Consider the following 21,981-nt stretch of genomic DNA (forward strand, 5'->3'; position numbering starts at 1 on the left):
GGCCAACGGCGTCTGATCAGCGCCAAACATAGCAAAAAGCGCCCCGGCGGCTCATGCTGGCTTGCCAGCCGGCTGGCGGCGGGGTGTGGGGTTTTGACTGGCGCCGTGGCGAAAGCGTTCGGCGCCGGTAGCGAGAGGAACACTGAGATGAAGGTAGTACGCCGATACCCCCTGGCGCTGTTGCTGGGGATGGCGGGCGCGCTGGCCGACGAGTTGCCCGATGGCTCCTTGCTGCAACGCTATGGCGTGCAGGCCGACCAGTTGCCGACCCTGGCGGCGGATCCGCCGTCGCGCAAGGAGGAGAAGGAAACGCCGTCGCGCTTCCGGGTGGAGCCGGAGCAGCCCTTGGTGACCTTTGGCGTCAAGGACCACAAGGGCATGGAACCCACTGGCAACCCGTCGATCGACGCCATGCACGAGCGCGATCGGCGGATCTGCCGGAACATCAGGCGGCAGGCACTGGAGAAAGGCAAGGCACAGCCCTTCGACGGCTACATCGAGTGTCCATGAGGCCGGCGCCCGCGTACGAGCGCCGGTCGGGCTGCGTCAGCGCTGCTCGCGCAGGCGCACGGCGACGTCCGGCTGGTCGCTGAACAGGCCGTCGATGCCGGCGTCGAGGTAGGCCCTGATCTCGCCGGCCAGGTCGCCGCGCGACTGCGGGTTGCCGTCGGCGCTGCGGAACTCCGCCGGAAGGAAGCTGTTTTCCGCGCGGAAGGTGTAGGGATGCACCTTCAGCCCGGCGGCGTGGGCGTCGCCGACGAAGCGGGTCGGCTGGCCGAGGTTGCCGTTGGCATCGCGGGGAATCACGTAGCTCTTGTCCGGACCGACCCCGTAGGCGTAGCGCGCCACCTGGCGCAGGCCCTTGGCGGTGGCCATCTCGGCGTAGGTCAGGCTGCCGCCGGCAGCCTGCTGGTCGTAGGGCTGGCCGCTGCCGTAGAGCTGGACCAGGCGGATGCCGGTGAGGCGCTTGAGTTCCTTCAGGTTGTTCACCTCGAAGGACTGGATGAATACCGGCGCGCGCGGACCGAGGTAGCCGTTGCGGTGCAGGGTCTTCACCAGTGGGCGTTCCATGGCCAGGCCGAGGCGCTGGAAGTGGGTGCCGTGCTTGATCTCGGGGTACAGGCCGATGGTGCGTTGCTGGCTGATCTGCAGGCTTTTCACCAGGTCGATGATCTCCTGCAGGGTGGGGATCTCGAAGGTGCCGTCCAGGCGCGCATTGCCCGGGCGGATCGTGGGGATGCGCTCGATGGCGCGCAGGGTCTTCAGTTCGGCGAGGGTGAAGTCTTCGCTGAACCAGCCGGTGAGTTCCACTCCGTCGACTTTCTGCGTGCGCTTGCGGTCGGCGAATTCCGGGTGCTGGGCGACATCGGTGGTCAGGCCCAGCTCGTTGTCGTGGCGGGCGACCAGCTTGCCGTCGCGGGTCATCACCAGGTCCGGCTCGACGTAGTCGGCGCCCATCATCACCGCCAGGGCGTAGGCGCCCAGGGTGTGTTCCGGTACGTAACCGCTGGCGCCCCGGTGGGCGATGACCAGCGGCGAGCGTTCGTCGCTGGCCGGGTGGCGAACGGAGGCCTGGCCCTGGGCCCAGTCGATGGCGCGTTGTACGTTGCCGGTGTCGGCGTGGGCGGCGCTGGCCAGGCCAGCGGCGAGCATCAGGCAGGCGGCGCCGAGGTGGCGGCGCAGGAAGGCTGGTTGCATGACGGGTCCTCGTCGGCGGTTCGGGAGTGTTCCAGTCCAGCAGATTGACGCAGCCAGGTGATACTTCTTTGCCCGTTTCGCGACATTCCCGTGACAATCGCCGCCAGCGTGACGACGTCGGCGTTTTCCCGGCCAATCCAACGAAAGGGGCGGACGGCCGGGGCAGGGTATAGGGTGACGGCGCTCGCATAACAATAAGAGGATCGGTGATGGCTTCCGCGCAACCTGCCTCCGCGTTTCCCTGCCTGTCGTTGCAACTGGCCTGCCTGTTGCTGGGCGCCTGGCTGGCCTTCGATGCCCACGGCGGCGGCCCGGCCGTGGCGCCGCCGGCCCGTGTCGAAGCGCGTGTGCCGACGGCCGCTACCGATGACTGGGGACGCCAGCCGGACAGCCTGATGAGCGCCGTGCCGCCGCGCACGCTGGAGGCGAGCGTCGGCGCCCGCGGCTCGGGATCGGCGAGTTCGCGACTGTGGATCGCCGATACCGACTTCCGCCTGCACGACGACATCGGTTTCTTCATCCAGCGCATGCTGATCCGCATGGAGCCGACTCGTCCCGGCGCGCCCTTGTCGCTCGACGATCCGACGGCGATGGTGGCGCGGATCCAGGTCGGCGAGATATTCGTCAGCGACGCCACCCTGGCGACCCTGCTCAACCAGGACCTCGCCGCGTCCCGCGCGGCCGTGCGCAACCTCAGTATGAACACCCGCAAGGACGGCCAGGAAGTGCGTGGCGAGTTGTTGCGCAAGGGGCGCTGGCGGCCGCTGCGGATGCTCACCGAGATCGAGCTGAGCGGTCCGCTGGAGGTGACCCTGGTACCCCGGCGGATCTTCGTCGACGGGGTCGAGGTCACTTCGTCGCTGGCGGCGGCCTCGATCGAGATGTCCGAGGTGCTGAAGCTGAAGACCCGGCACATGGAACTGGTCGGCAACCGCATCCGCGTCGACCTCGACGGTTTGTTCCCGCCGCCGCGCCTGGACTTCCGCGTCAGTCGCCTGGCCCTGGCCGACGGCGGCATGCAACTCGCCCTCGGCGACTCCCTGGCCGACCTGCAATGGCCGGCATTACGGGCGCCGGACAGCTACATGTTCATCGAGGGCGGCGATATCAAGATGGCGCGCACCGTGCTGGTCAAGGCCTATGCCCTGTTCACCAGCCTCAGCCCGGGGCAGCCGCTGCTGTTCAATCTCTACGACTACCGGCGGCAACTGCAGAACGGCGTGATCCGCCTGCGCGAGGACGGCATGGTGCAGATCGCCGTGTCGCCGGTGAAGGCGCCGGCGCCGCTGGAGGCACGGCTGTGAGCCGGCGTCCGTGGGGCGTACTGCTTGGCTGTTGCCTGTTGGCGGCCAGCGCGGCCCAGGCCGAAAGCGCCATCGACCGGCAGCAGCGCGAACTGGCCCTGCTGCGCGAGGGCTGGTACCGGCAGGTCCCCCCGGCGCCGGTGCCGCTGCCCATGCGTACGGCCGGGCCGGCGGATTCCGGCCAGGATGGTGTCGGCATACTGCTGCGCAACGTGGACATGTACCTGCGCGGCAACATCGGTTTCCACGTGCCCGAGGTGAAGGGCTGGCTGGTGCCGAACCGGGCCGGCCAGCCGGTGGACTTCGACCGTCCGCAGGACATGCATTTCCAGGTGATGGACGGCGAGGTGCTGCTCAGCCCGCGGCAACTGGCCAACCTGTTCAACGAGCACATCCTCGCCTACGACGGGACCATGTTGAAGGACTTCCGCATGAGCAGTGCGGCGGGACGCCTGGAGGTGGAGGGGCGGGTGCGTCCGCTCGGCGTAGGGCCCTGGCTGCCGCTGCGGCTGGGCGGCGGCGTGGAGGTGGACGCGGCCAGCGGCGCGCTGGTCTATCGGCCCGACCAGTTGAGGGTGATCGGTCTGCCGCTGTACGGGGCGATGAGCCTGGTCGGCCTGCCGATGTCGGCGCTGGTCAGCCTCGATCGGCCGGGGGCGAGCCTGGTGGGCAGCGCCATGCGCCTGGACTACCGCAAGGTCTTCCCGCTGCTGGGCATCGACGGCCACGTACAGGAGGCCTGGCTCGACGACCAGGGGCTGCACCTGCGTTTCTCCCAGGCGCCCGGCCAGCCGTCGCCGGTGTTCAGCCCGCCGGCCGCGGCGGGCCCATCCTTCCTCTGGCTACAGTCGGGCGACCTGAAGATCTTCGAAATCCTCATCACCTACGCCCAGGTGCTGCTGAAGACCGAGACCCCGGATCAGGTGCTGACCTTCAACCTGCAGGACTACCGCAAGGTGCTGGCGACCGGCACCACCCAGGTCAACGAGGATGGCACCTTCTTCATGCAGGTGCCGCCGTATGCCAATCCCTTGTAGGCCGGCCCGCACAGTTGGCCTGGAGTCCGCCGGCGCGAGTGTTTATCCTCGCGCCTTTGTCCTTCCACGATGAGGTAACCCCATGGCACGACCGCTGGCGATGATCGCCGCCCTTGGCGAGAACCGCGCGATCGGCATCGACAACCGCCTGCCCTGGCGCCTGCCGGCCGACCTCAAGCATTTCAAGGCGATGACCCTCGGCAAGCCGGTGATCATGGGGCGCAAGACCTGGGACTCGCTGGGTCGGCCGCTGCCGGGCCGGCTAAACTTGGTGGTCAGCCGCCAGGCCGGCCTGGCACTGGAAGGTGCGGAAGTGTTCGCCAGCCTGGACGCCGCGCTGGCGCGCGCCGAGGCGTGGGCGCAGGCGGAGGACGCCGACGAACTGATGCTGATCGGCGGCGCCCAGCTCTATGCCGAGGCCTTGCCGCGCGCCGCGCGTCTCTACCTGACCCGGGTTGGCCTGGCGCCGGAGGGCGACGCCTTTTTCCCCGAGATCGATGGTGCGGCCTGGCGCCTGGCGTCGAGCATCGAACACGCCGCGGCTGACGATGCGCCTGCCTACGCCTTCGAGGTATGGGAGCGCCGCTGACGGTTCCAGGCGGGGTCAGAGGGTGATCAGCTCCGCCTCGATCTTCTTCCCCGCCACTTCCAGCACGCCGATCCCGATCGGCAAGCTGAAGCGCCGCGGCCCGGCGCTGCCCGGGTTGAGGTAGAGCACGCCGTCGCGCTCTTCCTTCAGCGGCTTGTGCGAATGTCCGGCGACCACCACGTCGATGCCTTCGGCGGCCGGGTCGAGGTCGAGTCGCTTGAGGTCGTGCAGCACATAGAGGGTCAGCCGGCCGATCTTTAGCAGCAGGCGCTCGGGGATGTCCGCCGCCCAGTCCTGGGTGTCGTTGTTGCCGCGCACCACCGAGAGCGGCGCCAGGCGTTCCAGCTCGGCGAGGATTTCCGGCTTGCCGATGTCGCCGGCATGGATCAACTGGTCGCAGCCGCGCAACCGTTCCAGCGCCTCGGGCCGGAGCAGGCCATGGGTGTCGGCGATCAGGCCGATGCGCAACGGGCGGCGGGACTGGGGCATGGGCGCGGGTCCGGGTTGCGGGACGGAAGAGGGTGGCCGACGGGCATGGCCATGCCGTCGATCATACCCAACCATTGGCCGGGTACGAAAACCCTTCGGCGAAAACCGCGACGCCACCCGGAGGTGGCGCCGCGCCTATCAGTGTCCGGCCTTCTGGACCGGGCTTTCCGGCAGGAACCAGTTCAGCAGCAGGGCGCAGATGCCGCCGGTGGCGACCCCGGACTCCAGCACGTTGCGCAGCGCCGCGGGCATGTGCGCGAGGAACTCCGGCACCTGCGAAACGCCCAGGCCGAGGGCCAGGGATACGGCGATGATCAGCAGGGCACGGCGGTCCAGCTGGATGCCGGCGAGGATGTTGATGCCCGAAGCGGCCACCGCGCCGAACATCACCATCGCCGCGCCGCCCAGTACCGGTTCCGGCACCGCCTGGATGACCCCGGCGACGCTCGGGAACAGGCCGAGCAGGACCAGCATGGCGGCGATCCAGAGGCCGACGTAGCGGCTGGCCACGCCGGTGAGCTGGATCACCCCGTTGTTCTGGGCGAACACTGAGCTGGGGAAGGTATTGAAGATACCGGCGAGGAACGAGTTGGCGCCGTTGACCAGCACGCCGCCCTTGATCCGCTGCATCCACAGCGGGCCTTCCACCGGTTGCTTCGACACCTTGCTGGTGGCGGTGACGTCGCCGATGGCTTCCAGGGAGGTGACCAGGTAGATCACCAGCATCGGGATGAACAGCGGCCAGGAGAAGTCCAGGCCGAAGTGCAGCGGGGTCGGTACCTGGAACAGCTCGGCCTGGTGCATGCCGGTGAAGTCCAGGCGACCGAGGTAGCCGGCCAGCGCGTAGCCGACGGCCAGGGCGATGACGATGGCGCAACTGCGCATCCATACCACCGGGATGCGGTTGAGCACCACGATGATGCCCAGCACCACGCCGGACAGCAGCAGGTTCTCGCCGTTGGCGAAGGTGCCGTTGGACATCGCCGAGAAGCCGCCGCCCATGCTGATCAGGCCGACCTTGATCAGGGTCAGGCCGATCATCAGCACGACGATGCCGGTCACCAGCGGGGTGATCAGCCGCTTGACGAACGGCAGTATGCGCGAGATGCCCATCTCGACGAAGGAGCCGGCGATGACCACGCCGAAGATCGCCGCCATCACGCTTTCCACCGGCGTGCCCTGCTTGACCATCAGCGCCCCGCCGGCGATCAGCGGGCCGACGAAGTTGAAGCTGGTGCCCTGGACGATCAACAGTCCGGCGCCGAACGGGCCGAAGCGCTTGCACTGGACGAAGGTGGCGATGCCGGAGATCACCAGCGACATCGACACGATCAGATTGGTGTCGCGCGGCGATACGCCCAGCGCCTGGCAGATCAGCAGGCCGGGGGTAACGATCGGCACGATGATCGCCAGCAGGTGCTGGAGGGCGGCGAGCAGGGCGATGGGAGCGCTGGGACGGTCGTCCAGGCCATAGACCAGGTCGTTGCGGGCGGTGGCGTCCGACGGGCTTTGCAGGGAACTCATGGTGGCGGTCCGGGGAAAAAGAGCGCGATTTTACTGGGCGAACACGGTCTCGCCCAGGCCTGGCTGCGCCGCATGTCGGCGGATAACGCCGGTGGCGTATGCGCCCTACGGTTGGAGCGTGGGTGAGCGGTAGGGCGAATGACCGCTTGCGATTATCCGCCATTCGGCGCGCGTACGCGTGAATGAAAAAGCCCGGCGCGGGACCGGGCTTTTTTCGTCGCGGGACGATTCAGCCGTCCAGCAGCGCCTTGTTGCGTACCGCGCCCTTGTCGGCGCTGGTGGCGAGCAGGGCGTAGGCCTTGAGCGCGGTGCTGACGCGGCGGGCACGCGGCGCGGCCGGCTTCCAGCCCTTCTTGTCCTGTTCGGCGCGGCGTGCGGCGAGTTCTTCGTCGCTGACCAGCAGGTTGATCGAGCGATTGGGAATGTCGATCAGCACCTTGTCGCCGTCCTGCACCAGGCCGATGGCGCCGCCGGCGGCGGCTTCCGGGGAGGCGTGACCGATGGACAGGCCCGAGGTTCCGCCGGAGAAGCGTCCGTCGGTGAGCAGGGCGCACTGCTTGCCCAGGCCCTTGGACTTCAGGTAGCTGGTCGGATAGAGCATTTCCTGCATGCCCGGCCCGCCCTTCGGTCCTTCGTAGCGGATGATCACGATGTCGCCGGCCTTCACCTCGTCGCCGAGGATGCCTTTCACCGCGGCGTCCTGGCTTTCGAAGATCTTCGCGCTGCCTTCGAACACGTGGATCGACTCGTCGACCCCGGCGGTCTTCACCACGCAGCCGTCGAGAGCGATGTTGCCGTAGAGCACGGCCAGCCCGCCTTCCTTGGAATAGGCATGCTCGACGCTGCGGATGCAGCCCTCGGCGCGGTCGTCGTCCAGGCTCGGCCAGCGGGTGTTCTGGCTGAACGCGGTCTGGGTCGGGATGCCCGCCGGACCGGCCTTGAAGAAGGTGTGCACGGCTTCGTCGCGGGTCTGGGTGATGTCCCACTGGGCGATGGCGTCGGCCATGCTCGGGCTGTGCACGGTGGGGACGTCGGTGTGCAGCAGGCCACCGCGGGCCAGTTCGCCGAGGATGGAGAAGATGCCGCCGGCGCGATGCACGTCTTCCATGTGGTACTTCTGGATGTTCGGCGCCACCTTGCACAGTTGCGGCACCTTGCGCGACAGGCGGTCGATGTCGCGCAGGTCGAACGGCACCTCGGCCTCCTGGGCGGCGGCCAGCAGGTGCAGGATGGTATTGGTCGAGCCGCCCATGGCGATGTCCAGGGTCATGGCGTTCTCGAAGGCCTTGAAGTTGGCGATGTTGCGCGGCAGCACGCTGTCGTCGCCTTCGCCGTAGTAGCGCTGGCAGAGTTCCACGGCCAGGCGCCCGGCGCGCAGGAACAGTTGCTCGCGGTCGGCGTGGGTGGCCAGGGTCGAGCCGTTGCCCGGCAGCGACAGGCCGAGCGCCTCGGTCAGGCAGTTCATCGAGTTGGCGGTGAACATGCCGGAGCAGGAGCCGCAGGTCGGGCAGGCGCTGCGCTCGTACTCGGCGACCTTCTCGTCGGAGCAGGAGTCGTCGGCGGCCACCACCATGGCATCGACCAGGTCCAGGCCGTGGCTGGCCAGCTTGGTCTTGCCGGCTTCCATCGGCCCGCCGGAGACGAACACTACCGGGATGTTCAGGCGCAGCGCGGCCATCAGCATGCCGGGGGTGATCTTGTCGCAGTTGGAGATGCAGACGATGGCGTCGGCGCAGTGGGCGTTGACCATGTATTCCACGGAGTCGGCGATGATCTCCCGGCTCGGCAGCGAATAGAGCATGCCGTCGTGGCCCATGGCGATGCCGTCGTCGACGGCGATGGTGTTGAATTCCTTGGCCACGCCGCCGGCCTTCTCGATCTCGCGGGCGACCAGTTGGCCGAGGTCCTTCAGGTGCACGTGGCCGGGCACGAACTGGGTGAAGGAGTTGGCGATGGCGATGATCGGCTTCTTGAAGTCTTCGTCCTTCATCCCGGTGGCGCGCCAGAGGGCGCGGGCGCCGGCCATGTTGCGGCCGTGGGTGGAGGTTTTCGAGCGGTAATCGGGCATGACGATTTCCTGCGGCTAATCAGGTTCGGGTTATGACTGTATCGTGAGCGTCGAAGGAACCGGATGCAAACGGGGAATAGCCGAGTGTACGGAGTTGGCCGGGGTCTGAATGGGGTCACCATTGGCGACGGCCTGGGCTCACTGCCCGCCGGGGGATGATTGGCGAGGAATGCCCGGATTCTAAGCCCAGAGCGGGCGAATGGGGAAGGCTGGCGGTCGGCGGAGCGGCGCGTCGCGACCCGGCTGGCGTCTTGCGCCGCCCGTCGCGCCATGAGCGGCGGTGGCCGTAGGGCGGATGAACGCAGGCGCTCATCCGCCGGGACGGGCTCAGCCGTTGGGCAGCAGCCGGCAGGTCAGGCTCTTGATGTAGCGGGTTTCCGCGATCGCCAGGTGCACCGGATGGTCGGGGCCCTGGCCGCCGCGCTCGAGCAGCTGGATGTTGCGGTCGAGATGGCGGGCGCTGCCGATCAGGATGTTCTGCAGGTCGTCCTCGGGCAGGTGCATCGAGCAGGAGGCGCTGACCAGGATGCCGTCCTTGCTCAGCAGGCGCATGGCCTGTTCGTTGAGACGGCGGTAGGCGGCCTCGCCGTTCTTCAGGTCCTTCTTGCGCTTGATGAAGGCCGGCGGGTCGGCGATCACTACGTCGAAGCGTTCGTCGGCGGCCTTCAGCTCGCGCAGGGCCTCGAACACGTCGCCCTCGACGCAGGCGACCTTCTCCGCCACGCCGTTCAGCGCCGCGTTGCGCTCGACGCCGTCGAGGGCGAAGGCGGACGCGTCCACGCACATCACTTCGCTGGCGCCGAAGGCGGCGGCCTGGATGCCCCAGCCACCGATATAGCTGAACAGGTCGAGGACCCGCTTGCCCTGCACGTAGGGCGCCAGGCGCGCGCGGTTCATGCGGTGGTCGTAGAACCAGCCGGTCTTCTGCCCGGCCAGCACCGGCGCCTCGAACTTCACGCCGTTCTCTTCCAGGGCGACCCACTCCGGCACTTCGCCGTAGGCATTGGCCACGTAGCGCTCCAGGCCCTCGGCGTCGCGCGCGCTGGAGTCGTTCTTCCAGAGCACGGCGGCGGGCTTGAGCACCTGCAGCAGGGCGGCGAGCACCTCGTCCTTGCGCAGTTCCATGGCTGCGGACGCCAGTTGCACCACCAGCACGTCGCCAAAGCGATCGACCACCAGGCCGGGCAGCAGGTCGGAATCGCCGTAGACCAGCCGGTAGAACGGCTTGTCGAAAAGCCGCACGCGCAGGCTGAGGGCGATGTTGATGCGATGAACCAGCAGCGATTTGTCGAGAACGTGCTTGGTATCACGGGAAATGAGGCGGCCGCAGATGAGATTGTTCGGGCTCAGCGCGACGATGCCCAGCGGCTTGCCGTTGGCCATTTCCAGCACCGCCTGGTCGCCGGCGGCGAAGGCATTCAGCGGCGTCGCGGCGACATCCACCTCGTTGCTGTAGACCCACAGGTGGCCGGCGCGCAGGCGGCGCTCGGCGTTGGCTTTGAGACGCAAGCTGGGCAGGGTCATGGGAAAGGCTCCGGCAAAAGAGCGCGATTATAGCGCAGCGACGGGATTCGCCGCTGCGCGAACGCGGGCCGTTCAGCCGGCGAGGATTTCGATGAATCGACGGTTGAAGGCCGGGATGTCTTCGGGTTTGCGGCTGCTCACCAGCTTGCCGTCCACCGCTACCTCCTGGTCCACCCAGTGGCCGCCGGCGTTGTTGATGTCGTCCTTGAGCGACGGCCAACTGGTCAGGGTACGACCCTGCACCAGGCCGGCGGAGATCAGCAGCCAGGCGCCGTGGCAGATCACCGCCACCGGCTTGCTCGCCTGTTCGGCGCGGATCGCCAGTTCCTGGGCCTTGGCCAGGCTGCGGATCTGGTCGGAATTGATCACCCCGCCGGGCAGCAGCAGGGCGTCGTAGTCATCCAGGCTGGCGTCTTCGAAGGTGCCGTCGACGCGGAAGGCCTCGGCTGGCTGGTGATGGTTCCAGCCGCGCACCTCGCCGGCCTTGTCGGAAAGAATCCTTACCGTGGCGCCGGCGTCTTCCAGGGCTTTTTTCGGACCGGTCAGTTCGACCTGTTCGAAACCGTCGGTCACCAGGGCGGCGACGACCTTGCCGTGCAGGGATTGGGTCATGGCATGTCTCCCGATATCAGAAGGGGTATTCATTCCGACCCTGGCGGCTGCGGGAAAAGTTCCATGTCCGTTGCCTGGCGCCGCTTTTCCGGCAGAAGCCCGCCCCATGGCGGGGTTCTCCGGGTAAACTGCGCGCACCGTCAACTTTCGCCTCCGTCCTCATGGTCCAAGAACTCACCGCCGAGCAGATCCGCCAGGCCCTGCAAGGCATCAGCGTGCCGCCGCAACCCCAGATCATGGTCGACCTGCAGATGGAGCAGGTCATGCCCAATCCGGACCTGAAGAACATTGCCAGGCTGATCAGCCAGGACCCGGGCCTTTCCGGGGCTCTCCTGAAACTGGTGAACTCGCCGTTCTTCGGCCTGGCCAATCGCATCACTTCGATCCAGCGCGCGGTGAACCTGCTGGGCAGTCGTTCGGTGATCAACCTGATCAACGCCCAGTCGATCAAGGGTGAGATGAGCGACGACACCATCGTCACCCTCAACCGTTTCTGGGACACCGCCCAGGACGTGGCCATGAGCTGCCTGAGCCTGGCCAAGCGGATCGGCTACGAATCGGTGGACGAAGCCTACGCTCTCGGCCTGTTCCACAACTGCGGCATCCCGCTGATGCTCAAGCGCTTCCCGCACTACATGGCGGTGCTGGAAGAGGCCTACGCCGCCGCCAGCGACGAACGCCGGGTGGTGGACACCGAGAACCGCGTGCTGAACACCAACCATGCGGTGGTCGGCTACTACACCGCGCGCTCCTGGCGCCTGCCGGAGCACGTCTGCGAGGCGATCGCCAACCACCACAACGCGTTGTCGATCTTCGGCGACGAATCGGCACGCGATACCCAACTGAAGAACCTGCTGGCGATCCTGAAGATGGCCGAACACATCTGCGGTTCGCACCGGGTCCTCGGCAACCAGCCGGAAGACCACGAATGGAACAGCATCGGTGCGCTGGTGCTGGACTACGTCGGGCTCACCGACTACGACTTCGAGAACCTCAAGGGCTCGATCCTCGAGCTGGGCGTCGGCCAGGGCAGCTACTGACTGGCCGCGCCGCGGCGCTTCCTGCTAAGGTGCCGCGGTCAACCGGATTGCTGCCGCCATGCCCGAACTACCCGAAGTCGAAACCACCCGCCGGGGCATCGCCCCCTACCTCGAAGGCCAGCGCGTCGAGCGCGTGATCGTGCGCGAGCGGCGCCTGCGCTGGCCGATTCCCGAAGACCTGGACGTGCGCCTGTCCGGACAACGCATCGTCAGCGTCGAGCGCCGCGCCAAGTACCTGCTGCTGGGCGCCGAGGCCGGTACGCTGATCAGCCACCTGGGCATGTCCGGCAGCCTGAGGCTGGTGGAGAGCGGCACCCCGGCCAGTCGCCACGAGCACGTCGACATCGAGCTGGCCTCGGGCATGGCCCTGCGCTACACCGATCCGCGGCGCTTCGGCGCCATGCTCTGGAGCCTGGCGCCACTGGAACACGAGTTGCTGCGCAACCTCGGCCCGGAACCGCTGACCGACGCTTTCGCCGGCCAGCGTCTGTTCGAGCTGTCGCGCGGGCGGAGCATGGCGGTCAAGCCGTTCATCATGGACAACGCGGTGGTGGTCGGGGTCGGCAACATCTACGCCAGCGAAGCGCTGTTCGCCGCCGGCATCGATCCGCGCAAGCCCGCCGGGAGCATCTCCAAGGCGCGCTACCTGCGCCTGGCGGAGGAGATCAAGCGGATCCTGGCGATCGCCATCGAGCGCGGCGGCACCACCCTGCGCGATTTCGTCGGCGGCGACGGCCAGCCCGGTTACTTCCAGCAGGAATTGTTCGTCTATGGCCGTGGCGGGGAGTTCTGCAAGGTCTGCGGCAGCACCCTGCGCGAGATCCGCCTAGGCCAGCGCGCCAGCGTGTACTGCCCGCGCTGCCAACGCTGAAGCGCCGCGCCGCGCATACTCTACCGCCACAAGAAGGGCCGCCACGGTGAGCGGCCTGCCATAAGAAAGGTGCACGATGTCCGGCAATTACCTGCCTCGCAACACCCTGGTCGAGTCGCTCGGCCATGCCATGCTGAAACTCTCCGGCTGGAAGATCGAGGGCCAATTGCCCGCGCTCGACAAGTTCGTGGTGATCGGCGCCCACCACACCTCGAACTGGGACTTCGTGGCCTTCCTTGCCGCCAAGTTCGTCCTGCGCCTGAACGCCCGCTGGTTCGGCAAGCACACCCTGTTCAACGGCCCGCTGGGCGGCCTGATGCGGCGCTGGGGTGGCATCCCGATCCAGCGCCACCTGAAGCTGAATACCGTGGACCAGGCGATCCAGGCCTTCCGCGAGCACCGCGAGTTCATGCTGATCATCGCTCCGGAAGGCACGCGCAAGAAGGTCGACCGCTGGCGCATGGGCTTCTACCACATCGCCCGTGGCGCCGGCGTACCGGTGGTGCCGGCGGCGCTGGACTACGAAAACCGGCGGATCGTCATCGGCGAACCCTTCTGGCCGACCGGCAACGAGGACGCCGACCTGTGCAGCCTGATCGGCTTCTACCGGCCGTTCATCCCGAAAAAGCCGCACTACGCATTCCTCGGCGATTGAAGGCGGTCACGCTGGCACTACCCGCAGCGCTGTTATAGTTAGGCGATATCTGCCCAACCAAAAACCAGAAAGGACCGCCTCCATGAACCTGTTTCGCACCACCGCGCTCGTGCTGGCGCTGACCACCGGGCTCTCGTCCATGCCCGCGCTGGCGGATGCCGTGCAGGAAAACGCCAGCGGCGACCCGATGTACACCGTCGAAGCGCCCCCCGCGTACGCCATGATCGGCGATCTGCTCATCGCCCGTCCCTTCCTGATCGCCGCCACGGCCGTCGGGGCGGTGGCCTTCGTGGTCAGCCTGCCGTTCACCGCGGCCAGCGGCAGCGTCGGCAAGGCCGGCCAGGCGCTGGTGGTCGATCCGGGCAAGGAAGCCTTCGTCCGTTGCCTGGGCTGCACCACCAGCGGCTATAACCACGACGAAAGCTGAGTTTCCAACGGAATGAAAAAAAGCCGGTCATCGACCGGCTTTTTGTTTTCTCGATGCATTGCAGGGGGCACGGAGATTGGGCTAAGTCTTTTCTTCCGCCACGGCAGGCGGCAGCTATAGCGCCGCATCGGCCGATGACAGATGTTCCGCACGGACCGTTCGCGGCACTTGATCGGACTCTCCGATGGTGACAGTGTCCTGCTGACCAGCAAGGTCACAAGGTCGACCAGGGGTGGCCGACCGACTCAACCAAGATAAGGATTTCGCGTATGTTCAGTCAGTGGGTGTTCCTGTCCGTCCTTGCTCTTGCCGTACCCTCGTTCGCCTGGGCGGAGGATGCGGTGTCCGACCTTGCCAAGGAGCAGTCCAAGGCCGAGCAGGGCGACAAGCGCGGCGATGAACTGTTCGCCGAATTCACCCGCCTCCGCCAGGCCGCCGAGACGGGGGAGCCGCAGGCTCTGTTCGATTTCGGCGCCTACTTCTACCAGCAACAGAACTACGCCAGCGCGCGCGAATGGTGGGGCAAGGCGGCCGCTGCGGGGATGGTCCGCGCGCAGATCCAACTGGCCATGCTCTATCGCGATGGTGACGGCGGGCCACAGGACAAGACCGAGGCGGCACGCTGGTTCCGGAAGGCCGCGGAGCAGGGGGATGCCGCCGCCCAGAATGAAATGGGCGTTCTCTACTGGAGAGGCGAAGGGGTCGACCAGGACCGGGTGAAGGCCGGGACCTGGTTCGAACGCGCGGCGGCCAGCGGTAGCGAAGACGCCGAAACCAATCTGGGATGGTTCTACCTGGACGACTCGCAAGGCGTCTATTCCGCCACTTCAGACGAGGAAGCCGCCCTGCTGGACCGTTATGCCGGCAGCCGGGAAAAGGCCTTCCACTGGTTCTGCAAGGCTGCGACCCAGGGAGATGCCCGTGCCCAGTTCAAGGTGGGCGAGGCCTACTGGAACGGTTCCGGTGCCGGGATGAACAAGCTGCAAGCGCGGCTCTGGCTGGAAAAGGCCGCACAGCAGCAGGATGCGGATGCCATCGCCTGGTTGGAGAGCGCCGCGAACGCAGCCTGGTACACCCGCCTGGAAAACTGGATTCACGCTGCGCTGGATGGAGAGCTGTCCGGCGTCGCCGACTGCTCCGGTGCCGCCGATCGCCGGCACTCCGGCCGAGGCATGGAGGGCGCCCCGTCTGACCCGGAGGCGGTGGAAGCCAGTGCGGAGGATGCGCAGCAGGCGGTTGAAGCGGCGAGCCAGTGAGGCACGCCGCCTGGATTGCCAGCCGGACTCGTCGGCGAAATCCCTACGCGGCGCCTATCTGGGTGAGATCGTCGAACATTTTTTGAGCGCTGTCTCTCGTTTGTTCAGTGCGGCCGAGGCTGCGCTTGCGCCTCCAGGGACAGAGACGAGTAGCCGATCCCGCGCGGGTCGCTGGCGGCGTCGACGCGGCCGCTGCGCTTGTCCCAGTAGAGCACCTGCTGGTTGCCGTAGCTGCGCTCCAGGCGTTTGAGCTGATAGCCGCGCCGGCGCAGTTCGGCGGCCTCGGCATCGCTGAAGGCGCGCGGTTCGTACTCGACGACGTCCGGCTTGTACTGGTGGTGGTAGCGCGGCGCGGCGACCCATTGGCCGACCGGGCGACCGTCGAAGTACTGCAGCATGGAGATCAGAACCATGCTCGGGATGCGGCTGCCGCCAGGGGTGCCGAAGGCGGCGAAGTCGGTCGGGCTTTCCAGGAAGCTCGGGCTCATGCTCGACAGCGGGCGCTTGCCGGCCGCCACCGCGTTCGCCTGGCTGCCGGCCAGGCCGTAGCTGTTGGCGCCCTGGGTGTCGGCGGCGAAATCGTCCATCTCGTTGTTCAGCACCACGCCGGTACCGGGAACGGTGAAGGCGGCGCCGAACGGCAGGTTCACCGAGAGGGTGGCGGCCACCGCGTTGCCCTGGGCATCGATCACCGCGAAGTGGGTGGTGTGGTCGCCTTCGCGCCAGGCCGGCGCCTCCGGCAGCGCCGAGCTGGGCGTGGCGCGGCGCGGGTCGATGCCGGCGGCAAGGCGCTTCAGGTAGTCCGGCGCCAGCAAGCTGGGCAGCGGGTTGGCGACGAAGTCCGGGTCGCCGAGCAGGCCTCGATCGCGGTAGGCACGGCGCAGGACCTCCAGCACGTAATGGGCGCGCTGTACCGGCTCGGCCTTCTGCCACGGCAGCTGTTCCAGCATCTGCAGGCTCTGCGCCAGGGCGACGCCGCCGGCCGAGGGCGGCGGTGCGCTGATCAGTTCGCGGCCGTTGGCCAGCTTCACCTCCAGCGGGCGGCGTTCGATCACCCGATAGTCGCGCAGGTCGGCCGCGCTCCAGATGCCGCCGCCGGCGCGGACCTCGGTGAGCAGCTTGTCCGCTGTCTCGCCTTCGTAGAAGCCGATCCGCCCGTAGCGCCCGAGGCGTTCCAGGGTACGCGCCAACTGCGGTTGGCGGAGCAGGTTCCATTCGTCGGGGATTCCGCCCTTGTCGAGGAAGATCCGCGCGGTTTCCGGGTCCTTGCGCATCGCTTCCAGGCGCATGGCGGCGCGGTCGCGGTAGACCCGGTCGACGGATACGCCATCCACCGCCAGGCGGATGGCCGGCACCAGGTTGTCGGCCAGGGGCTTGCGTCCGTAGCGGCCGCTCAATTCGACCAGCGCCGCCGGCAAGCCGGGGATCGCCGCCGCCAGCGGGCCGTCGACGGACAGCCTGGGGTCGACCTTGCCGTTGCGCCGGTACATGTCGGCGTAGGCGGCCTTCGGTGCGCGCTCGCGGGCGTCGAGGAAGCGATAGGTCGGCTGCGCGCCGGCCTGGCGCAGAAGGAAGAATCCACCGCCGCCGAGTCCCGAGCCGTAAGGCTCGGCTACCGCCAGGGCAGCGGCGATGGCCGCCGCGGCGTCGAAGGCGTTGCCGCCATTGGCCAGGGTTTCCAGGCCGGCGACGGTCGCGGCCGGATGTGGCGTGGCGACGGCGGCCTGCTGCGGTGCGTGGGCGTCGCCGCGAAAGCTGTCGGCATGCGCCGCGAGGCTGAGCAGGGACAGGCCGCAGGCGGCGACCAGGGTACGGACGGGCAGGTTCAGGAAGGACATGGCGGCTCACTGTTCAGCGGCGTTCGCGGGACGGGACCGCGAACGCCTCAGACTGGATTGCCAAGGATAGCCAAAAGCGCGTCGGACGGGGCGCGAACCGTCCCTGAAGGACAGGCGCCGGCGGGGATCAGGCCTTGCCGGTGATCTTCCGGTATTTCTCCATCAACTGGTCCTTGCTCTCGACATTGGCGTCGTCAAGGGGAATGCAGTCCACCGGACAGACCTGCTGGCACTGCGGCTCGTCGTAGTGGCCGACGCACTCGGTGCAGAGATTGGGATCGATCACATAGATTTCTTCGCCTTGCGAGATCGCGCCGTTCGGGCATTCGGGTTCGCAGACGTCGCAATTGATGCAATCGTCAGTGATTTTCAGGGACATCTAACAACTCCAACCGCGACGGACAGCCACGGCATCGGTAACGGGAATAGCGGAATTGTGCCGCATCGGCGCCCGCAGTGCACGCGGGACGCCGACGGGAGGCCGGCGGAGAGACGCGGATCAGCGTTTGAAACGTTCCGCCAGGGCGTCTGCCACGGCCGGATGCACGAACTTGCTGATATCCCCGCCGAGAGCGGCGATTTCCCGGACCAGCGTCGAGGAAATGAAGGAATACTTCTCCGACGGGGTGAGGAACATGCTTTCCACGTCGGGGGCGAGCTGGCGGTTCATGTTGGCCAGCTGGAACTCGTACTCGAAGTCGGAAACCGCGCGCAGGCCGCGGAGGAAGACATTCGCCTTCTGCTCCTTGACGAAGTGCGCCAGCAGGGTGGAGAAGCCCACCACCTCGACGTTCGGCAGGTGCTTGGTGACCTCCTGGGCCAGCGCAACCCGCTGTTCCAGGCTGAACAGGGGGTTCTTCTTGGGGCTGGCGGCGACCGCGATGATCACATGGTCGAAAAGCCGTGAAGCACGTTCGATCAGATCGCCGTGACCCTTGGTGATGGGATCGAAGGTGCCTGGGTACAGCACTCGGTTCATCGCTACGTCCTGGCAGGGTTTCGTAAGGGAATCGGATGGTAGCGCAGGGATGCCCGTGCGGCCAAGACGCACGGGCCATCGGCCTTTAGCCCATAGGTCTGATGGCGCCGGGCCGGCTGCCGCGGCGCGCGGCCGGCCCGGCGGCGGCGGTTCAGGCCCTGGCCAGGCGTTCGGCCAGCGCGCTGGCCAGTTGCGCGGTAAGACCGTAGACCGAGAGCTGCGGGTTGGCGCCGATGCTGGTGGGGAACAGCGAGCCGTCGTGGATCGACAGGTTCCGCAGGTGGTGATGGCGGCCGAGGCTGTCGGCCACCGCCACGGCCGGGTCTTCGCCCATGGCGCAGCCGCCCATGACGTGGGCGCTGCCCAGGCGCGTGCGGTAGATCTCCAGGCGCAGGCCGTCGATGATCCCGCGCGCCTCCTGCAGGTTCTTCGCGCTACGCGCGTCGCTGTGCACCGGCCGCACTTCCCGGGCGCCGGCGGCGAACTGGATCTCCGCCATGGTATGGAAGGCACGGCGGATACCGTCCCAGGTGTAGTCGGTCATCCGGTAGTCGAGCACTGGGGTGTCGTCGCCGCGCAGGCCGACCGAGCCCTCCGCGCTGTCCGGGTGGAAGCCGTCGCGGAGCAGGGCGAGCATCATGTTGGTATGCGGTAGCTGTTCCATGCGCAGGGCGTTGTCGCTGCCGAAGCCGCCGAGCAGCACCGAGGCCAGCGACGGTTGCAGCGGCGGCACCTCCAGTTTGTAGGACATGCGTCCGGTGACACCGTCGTCCCATTGGAAATGGTCGGAGTAGATCGACTGCGGTGCGCCGTAGAAGGGGTTGATCACCCGGTCGAACAGCCCTGCGCTGAAATTCACCGTGTGCAGGAAGGTGCGCTTGCCGACCCGCTGGCTCGGATCAGGCGCCTTCGAGCGGAGAAGAATCGCCGGGGTGTTGATGCCGCCGCCGGAGAGCACGTAGTGCCTGCCCCGGACCCTGATCCGGCGGCCGTTGGGCGCCACGCAGCGCTCATCCATGCCCAGGCATTCGAGGCCCGTCACCTTGTCGCCGTCCAGCAGCAGCCGGTTGGCGCGCGCCAGGTAGAGCAGCTCGCCACCCTTGTCGAGGGTCGCCGGGATGGTGGTGACCAGCATCGACTGCTTGGCGTTGACCGGGCAGCCCATGCCGCAGTAGCCGAGGTTCCAGCAACCGAGGACGTTGCGCGGGATGACCTTCCAGTGATAGCCGAGCTTCTCGCAGCCCAGGCGGATCACGTCGTTGTTGGCATTCGGCGGCAGCGCCCAGGGCGCCACGTGCAGGCGCTGCTCCATTTTCTCGAACCAGGGCGCCATGTCCTCCGCGCTGTGGCCCTTGACCCCGTAGACCTGGGCCCAGTGCTGCAGGGTCGGTTCCGGGGTGCGGAAGCTGCTGGTCCAGTTGATCAGGGTGGTGCCGCCCACGGCGCGGCCCTGGAGGATGGTGATGGCGCCGTCCTTGCTCATCCGGCCGATGCCTTCCTGGTACAGCTCGGGGTAGGCGTCGGCCTCCTGCATCTTGAAATCGCTGCTGGTCTTCAGCGGGCCTTCTTCCACCAGCAGCACCTTCAGGCCGGCGGCGCTGAGGATTTCCGCGGTGGTGCCGCCGCCGGCGCCGGTGCCGACCACGACCACGTCGGCCTCCAGCTCCAGGTCGTCGTCCAGGCGCGAGCCGTTGTAGGTTTTCCAGCCGCGGGCGAGGCCCTCGGCGAACAGATCGGGTACAGGCATGAATGCACTCTCAGGCTAGGCGGCTTTGGGCTCTTCGTATTGTTCCGGGGGCGGCTCAAGCGATCTTCGGCGGTCCGGGGTAGCCACAATGGGCCCACGCCTCGGGGCGGGCGTACCAGGCCATCATCGCCAGTTGCATCAGCGAACTGTGGCCCATCCGCAACAGGCCGATGAAGCTGTTTTCCCAGCGCGAAAGGAATGCCCGCACGTCGTCGCCGCTGGCGTTCTCCCAACTGCCCCAGATACCGGTGAGCGGGCCACGGGTGAGCGGCAGGGCGAGCACGTCGAAGAGTTGCTGGGTGAGCTTGAACATCTCCGGGGAGAGCCGCGCCAGGTTGTGGTCGAGGCTCTGGATCGCGCCCTCCACGGCTTTCGGCATCTGCTCGGCGGAAACCGCGCCGAGCAGCATCACCGGCAGCAGCGCACGGAGGAACGGCAGGTCGGATTCGCGGACCTTTTCCAGGCCGCTCGCCGGTTTCTCCGCCGAACAGCCGGTGAGGCTGGCGGTGACGCCCGCGGTGGCGAGGAAGGCGCCGCCGATCAGGCCGACTTTCATCAGGCTGCGTCGGGACAGGCCGGCGCTTTCAAGGGTGGTGTCGCTCATTGTTGTTATGTCACCTGCAGCGTAGGAATGAGGGGGCGCCGCACGCGCCCCGGTTCAGCGCACGAACAGCTTGTAGACGAGCTTCTGGATCGACTTGCCGTAGGGGGGGTAGATCATTCGCGCGGCGTTGAAGCGCGGCTTGCTGAACACGCCCTTGGCCTTGCTGAAGGTGAGGAAGCCTTCGTGGCCATGGTAGTGGCCCATGCCGGAGGGACCGACGCCACCGAACGGGATGTCGTCCTGGGCGACATGCAGCAGGGTGTCGTTCAGACACACACCGCCTGAGTGGGTCTCGTGCAGCACGCGCTGCTGCTGCGTCTTGTCGTAGCCGAAGTAGTACAGGGCCAGCGGTCGCGGGCGCTGGTTGACGTAGGCCAGGGCGTCTTCCAGGCGCTCGTAGGGGATCACCGGCAGCAGCGGGCCGAAGATTTCCTCCTGCATCACTGTCATGTCGTCGCTGACGTTCAGCAGCAGCGTCTGCGGCAGGCGCCGTTGCTGGCCTTCGGCGAACAGCGGGACGAGGGTCGCGCCCTTCTCGCGGGCGTCGTCGAGATAGCCCCGGAGGCGGCCGAGCTGGCGCTCGTTGATGATCGCGGTGTAGTCGGGGTTGTCCGAAAGACGCGGGAAGAAGCCCTGGACCACCTCCTTGTACTGACTGACGAATTCCTCGACGCGCCGGCTCGGTACCAGCACGTAGTCGGGCGCGACGCAGGTCTGCCCGGCGTTGAGGCTCTTGCCGAAGGCGATCCGCTCGGCGGCGTCCTTCATCGGCACGCTGTCGGAGACGATCGCCGGCGACTTGCCGCCCAGCTCCAGGGTGACCGGGGTCAGGTTCTCGGCGGCGGCGCGCATCACGTGCTTGCCGACGCTGGTGGCGCCGGTGAACAGCAGGGGGTCGAACGGCAGCTTGGAAAAGGCCACGCCGACGTCTACCTCGCCTAGCACCACGGCGACCTGGTCCTCGGGGAAGATCCGCGCCAGCAGGTCCTTGAGCAGGCGCCCGGTGGCCGGGGTCGACTCGCTCATCTTGATCATCACCCGGTTGCCGGCGGCGAGGGCCCCGGTCAGCGGGCCGATGGAGAGGAACAGCGGATAGTTCCAAGGCACGATCACCCCGACCACGCCCAGCGGCTGGTACACCACCTGGGCCGAGGCCGGCTGGAATTGCAGGCCGACCGCGCGGCGCGCGGGCTTCATCCATTTCTTCACGCGCTTGGCGGCGTAGTGGATGCCGTGCAGGCTGGGCATGATCTCGGCGAGCAGGGTCTCGTCGGCGGAGCGCGCGCTGAAGTCCCGGTCGATGGCCTCGATCAGTGCCTGCTGTTCCTTGAACAGCAGGTCGCGCAGGGCCTTCAGCCACTGCACGCGCTGCGTGGCGTCGGGCATCGGCTGCGCCAGGTAGGCGGCGCGCTGGCGGGCGAAGAGGGCTTCGAGCTGGTTGATTTCCTGCTGGCTCTGCTGCAGGTAGGCGATATCGGCGACCATGGGCTGGCTCCTCGGCGAAGCGTGGGCGGCTGCGTGGCCGCGCGTCTGTCGTTATGGCGGACCTGGTTCGGTCCGATGAATTTCGCTGCGTCGCTGGATTTCTAGAGTAAATACTCTAAAGTGTCAAACAGCATGCCTGCCAGCCCGGCGCTTGCGTACCCAACGAAAGGCGGGCCGGTCGCCGGCCGCCACCCCGGGGGCTGACCCGGGCGGCCAGCTTTGTGTACCTTCTAC

21 protein-coding genes are annotated in these 21,981 nt (G+C 67.3%); 9 read left to right on the top strand and 12 right to left on the bottom strand.

Going from position 1 to position 21,981, the window contains the following annotated elements:
- Positions 1 to 147 precede the first annotated feature (147 nt).
- Positions 148 to 510 carry a hypothetical protein gene (locus tag HMPREF2716_RS03375; protein ID WP_003102907.1) on the top strand — a complete coding sequence of 121 codons (363 nt, stop codon included), beginning with the start codon at positions 148 to 150 and terminating at the stop codon, positions 508 to 510.
- 36 nt (positions 511 to 546) lie between these two features.
- Here HMPREF2716_RS03375 and HMPREF2716_RS03380 read toward each other — a convergent pair whose 3' ends face one another.
- Positions 547 to 1,698, bottom strand: a complete 1,152-nt coding sequence (locus tag HMPREF2716_RS03380) for a glycerophosphodiester phosphodiesterase (protein ID WP_003102904.1) — start codon at positions 1,696 to 1,698, stop codon at positions 547 to 549.
- Between the two features lie 209 nt (positions 1,699 to 1,907).
- Between HMPREF2716_RS03380 and HMPREF2716_RS03385 the strand changes: the two genes are divergently transcribed.
- The 3 genes from HMPREF2716_RS03385 to HMPREF2716_RS03395 all read left to right on the top strand — a co-directional run bounded on the left by HMPREF2716_RS03385 (position 1,908) and on the right by HMPREF2716_RS03395 (position 4,628).
- On the top strand, positions 1,908 to 3,002 hold the full coding sequence (locus HMPREF2716_RS03385; protein ID WP_083318184.1) for a hypothetical protein: 1,095 nt from the start codon (positions 1,908 to 1,910) through the stop codon (positions 3,000 to 3,002).
- Positions 2,999 to 4,039 carry a hypothetical protein gene (locus HMPREF2716_RS03390; protein ID WP_023120154.1) on the top strand — a complete coding sequence of 347 codons (1,041 nt, stop codon included), beginning with the start codon at positions 2,999 to 3,001 and terminating at the stop codon, positions 4,037 to 4,039. The genes HMPREF2716_RS03385 and HMPREF2716_RS03390 overlap by 4 nt, the downstream gene beginning before the upstream one ends.
- Positions 4,040 to 4,121: 82 nt before the next feature.
- Positions 4,122 to 4,628 (top strand): dihydrofolate reductase, encoded by a 507-nt coding sequence (locus HMPREF2716_RS03395; RefSeq protein ID WP_003084430.1) that lies wholly within the window; start codon positions 4,122 to 4,124, stop codon positions 4,626 to 4,628.
- A gap of 15 nt (positions 4,629 to 4,643) precedes the next feature.
- Here the strand turns inward: HMPREF2716_RS03395 and HMPREF2716_RS03400 are convergent, their stop codons facing one another.
- The 5 genes from HMPREF2716_RS03400 to pfpI all read right to left on the bottom strand — a co-directional run bounded on the left by HMPREF2716_RS03400 (position 4,644) and on the right by pfpI (position 10,845).
- Positions 4,644 to 5,117, bottom strand: coding sequence for a metallophosphoesterase family protein (locus HMPREF2716_RS03400; protein WP_003102894.1), 474 nt, complete (start codon positions 5,115 to 5,117; stop codon positions 4,644 to 4,646).
- A 138-nt stretch (positions 5,118 to 5,255) separates the two neighbouring features.
- A complete protein-coding gene (locus tag HMPREF2716_RS03405) occupies positions 5,256 to 6,641 on the bottom strand; it encodes a nucleobase:cation symporter-2 family protein (protein WP_031800098.1) in 1,386 nt (461 codons plus the stop codon).
- Positions 6,642 to 6,870: 229 nt separating this feature from the next.
- The gene (gene ilvD, locus HMPREF2716_RS03410; RefSeq protein WP_003084436.1) at positions 6,871 to 8,709 is read right to left on the bottom strand and encodes a dihydroxy-acid dehydratase; all 1,839 of its coding nucleotides are present in this window, start codon (positions 8,707 to 8,709) and stop codon (positions 6,871 to 6,873) included.
- Positions 8,710 to 9,036: 327 nt separating this feature from the next.
- Complete coding sequence (locus HMPREF2716_RS03415) at positions 9,037 to 10,233, bottom strand: class I SAM-dependent rRNA methyltransferase (RefSeq protein WP_031801206.1); 1,197 nt, start codon at positions 10,231 to 10,233, stop codon at positions 9,037 to 9,039.
- Between the two features lie 72 nt (positions 10,234 to 10,305).
- A complete protein-coding gene (gene pfpI, locus HMPREF2716_RS03420; RefSeq protein WP_003102879.1) occupies positions 10,306 to 10,845 on the bottom strand; it encodes a protease PfpI in 540 nt (179 codons plus the stop codon).
- Between the two features lie 215 nt (positions 10,846 to 11,060).
- Between pfpI and HMPREF2716_RS03425 the strand changes: the two genes are divergently transcribed.
- The 5 genes from HMPREF2716_RS03425 to HMPREF2716_RS03445 all read left to right on the top strand — a co-directional run bounded on the left by HMPREF2716_RS03425 (position 11,061) and on the right by HMPREF2716_RS03445 (position 15,094).
- Positions 11,061 to 11,885 carry an HDOD domain-containing protein gene (locus HMPREF2716_RS03425; protein WP_003118789.1) on the top strand — a complete coding sequence of 275 codons (825 nt, stop codon included), beginning with the start codon at positions 11,061 to 11,063 and terminating at the stop codon, positions 11,883 to 11,885.
- A 58-nt stretch (positions 11,886 to 11,943) separates the two neighbouring features.
- Complete coding sequence (gene mutM, locus HMPREF2716_RS03430; RefSeq protein WP_003102876.1) at positions 11,944 to 12,756, top strand: bifunctional DNA-formamidopyrimidine glycosylase/DNA-(apurinic or apyrimidinic site) lyase; 813 nt, start codon at positions 11,944 to 11,946, stop codon at positions 12,754 to 12,756.
- A 76-nt stretch (positions 12,757 to 12,832) separates the two neighbouring features.
- On the top strand, positions 12,833 to 13,411 hold the full coding sequence (locus HMPREF2716_RS03435) for a lysophospholipid acyltransferase family protein (RefSeq protein WP_003084450.1): 579 nt from the start codon (positions 12,833 to 12,835) through the stop codon (positions 13,409 to 13,411).
- A gap of 82 nt (positions 13,412 to 13,493) precedes the next feature.
- Positions 13,494 to 13,838 (top strand): hypothetical protein, encoded by a 345-nt coding sequence (locus tag HMPREF2716_RS03440; protein WP_003084452.1) that lies wholly within the window; start codon positions 13,494 to 13,496, stop codon positions 13,836 to 13,838.
- 269 nt (positions 13,839 to 14,107) lie between these two features.
- Positions 14,108 to 15,094 (top strand): tetratricopeptide repeat protein, encoded by a 987-nt coding sequence (locus HMPREF2716_RS03445; protein ID WP_003102873.1) that lies wholly within the window; start codon positions 14,108 to 14,110, stop codon positions 15,092 to 15,094.
- Between the two features lie 104 nt (positions 15,095 to 15,198).
- On the opposite strand, the gene ggt is transcribed toward HMPREF2716_RS03445, so the two are convergent.
- The 6 genes from ggt to HMPREF2716_RS03475 form a co-directional block, all read right to left on the bottom strand.
- Complete coding sequence (ggt, locus tag HMPREF2716_RS03450) at positions 15,199 to 16,932, bottom strand: gamma-glutamyltransferase (protein WP_070621814.1); 1,734 nt, start codon at positions 16,930 to 16,932, stop codon at positions 15,199 to 15,201.
- Between the two features lie 127 nt (positions 16,933 to 17,059).
- On the bottom strand, positions 17,060 to 17,311 hold the full coding sequence (locus HMPREF2716_RS03455; RefSeq protein WP_003084462.1) for a YfhL family 4Fe-4S dicluster ferredoxin: 252 nt from the start codon (positions 17,309 to 17,311) through the stop codon (positions 17,060 to 17,062).
- Between the two features lie 120 nt (positions 17,312 to 17,431).
- Complete coding sequence (gene coaD, locus HMPREF2716_RS03460; RefSeq protein ID WP_003084466.1) at positions 17,432 to 17,911, bottom strand: pantetheine-phosphate adenylyltransferase; 480 nt, start codon at positions 17,909 to 17,911, stop codon at positions 17,432 to 17,434.
- A gap of 151 nt (positions 17,912 to 18,062) precedes the next feature.
- Complete coding sequence (locus tag HMPREF2716_RS03465) at positions 18,063 to 19,658, bottom strand: GMC family oxidoreductase (RefSeq protein ID WP_023115994.1); 1,596 nt, start codon at positions 19,656 to 19,658, stop codon at positions 18,063 to 18,065.
- A gap of 55 nt (positions 19,659 to 19,713) precedes the next feature.
- On the bottom strand, positions 19,714 to 20,262 hold the full coding sequence (locus tag HMPREF2716_RS03470; RefSeq protein ID WP_003084486.1) for a hypothetical protein: 549 nt from the start codon (positions 20,260 to 20,262) through the stop codon (positions 19,714 to 19,716).
- A gap of 54 nt (positions 20,263 to 20,316) precedes the next feature.
- A complete protein-coding gene (locus HMPREF2716_RS03475) occupies positions 20,317 to 21,747 on the bottom strand; it encodes a coniferyl aldehyde dehydrogenase (RefSeq protein WP_070621815.1) in 1,431 nt (476 codons plus the stop codon).
- Between the last annotated feature and the right edge of the window lie 234 nt (positions 21,748 to 21,981).

This window comes from Pseudomonas sp. HMSC076A11 (assembly GCF_001810205.1).
Lineage (GTDB): Bacteria > Pseudomonadota > Gammaproteobacteria > Pseudomonadales > Pseudomonadaceae > Pseudomonas > Pseudomonas aeruginosa.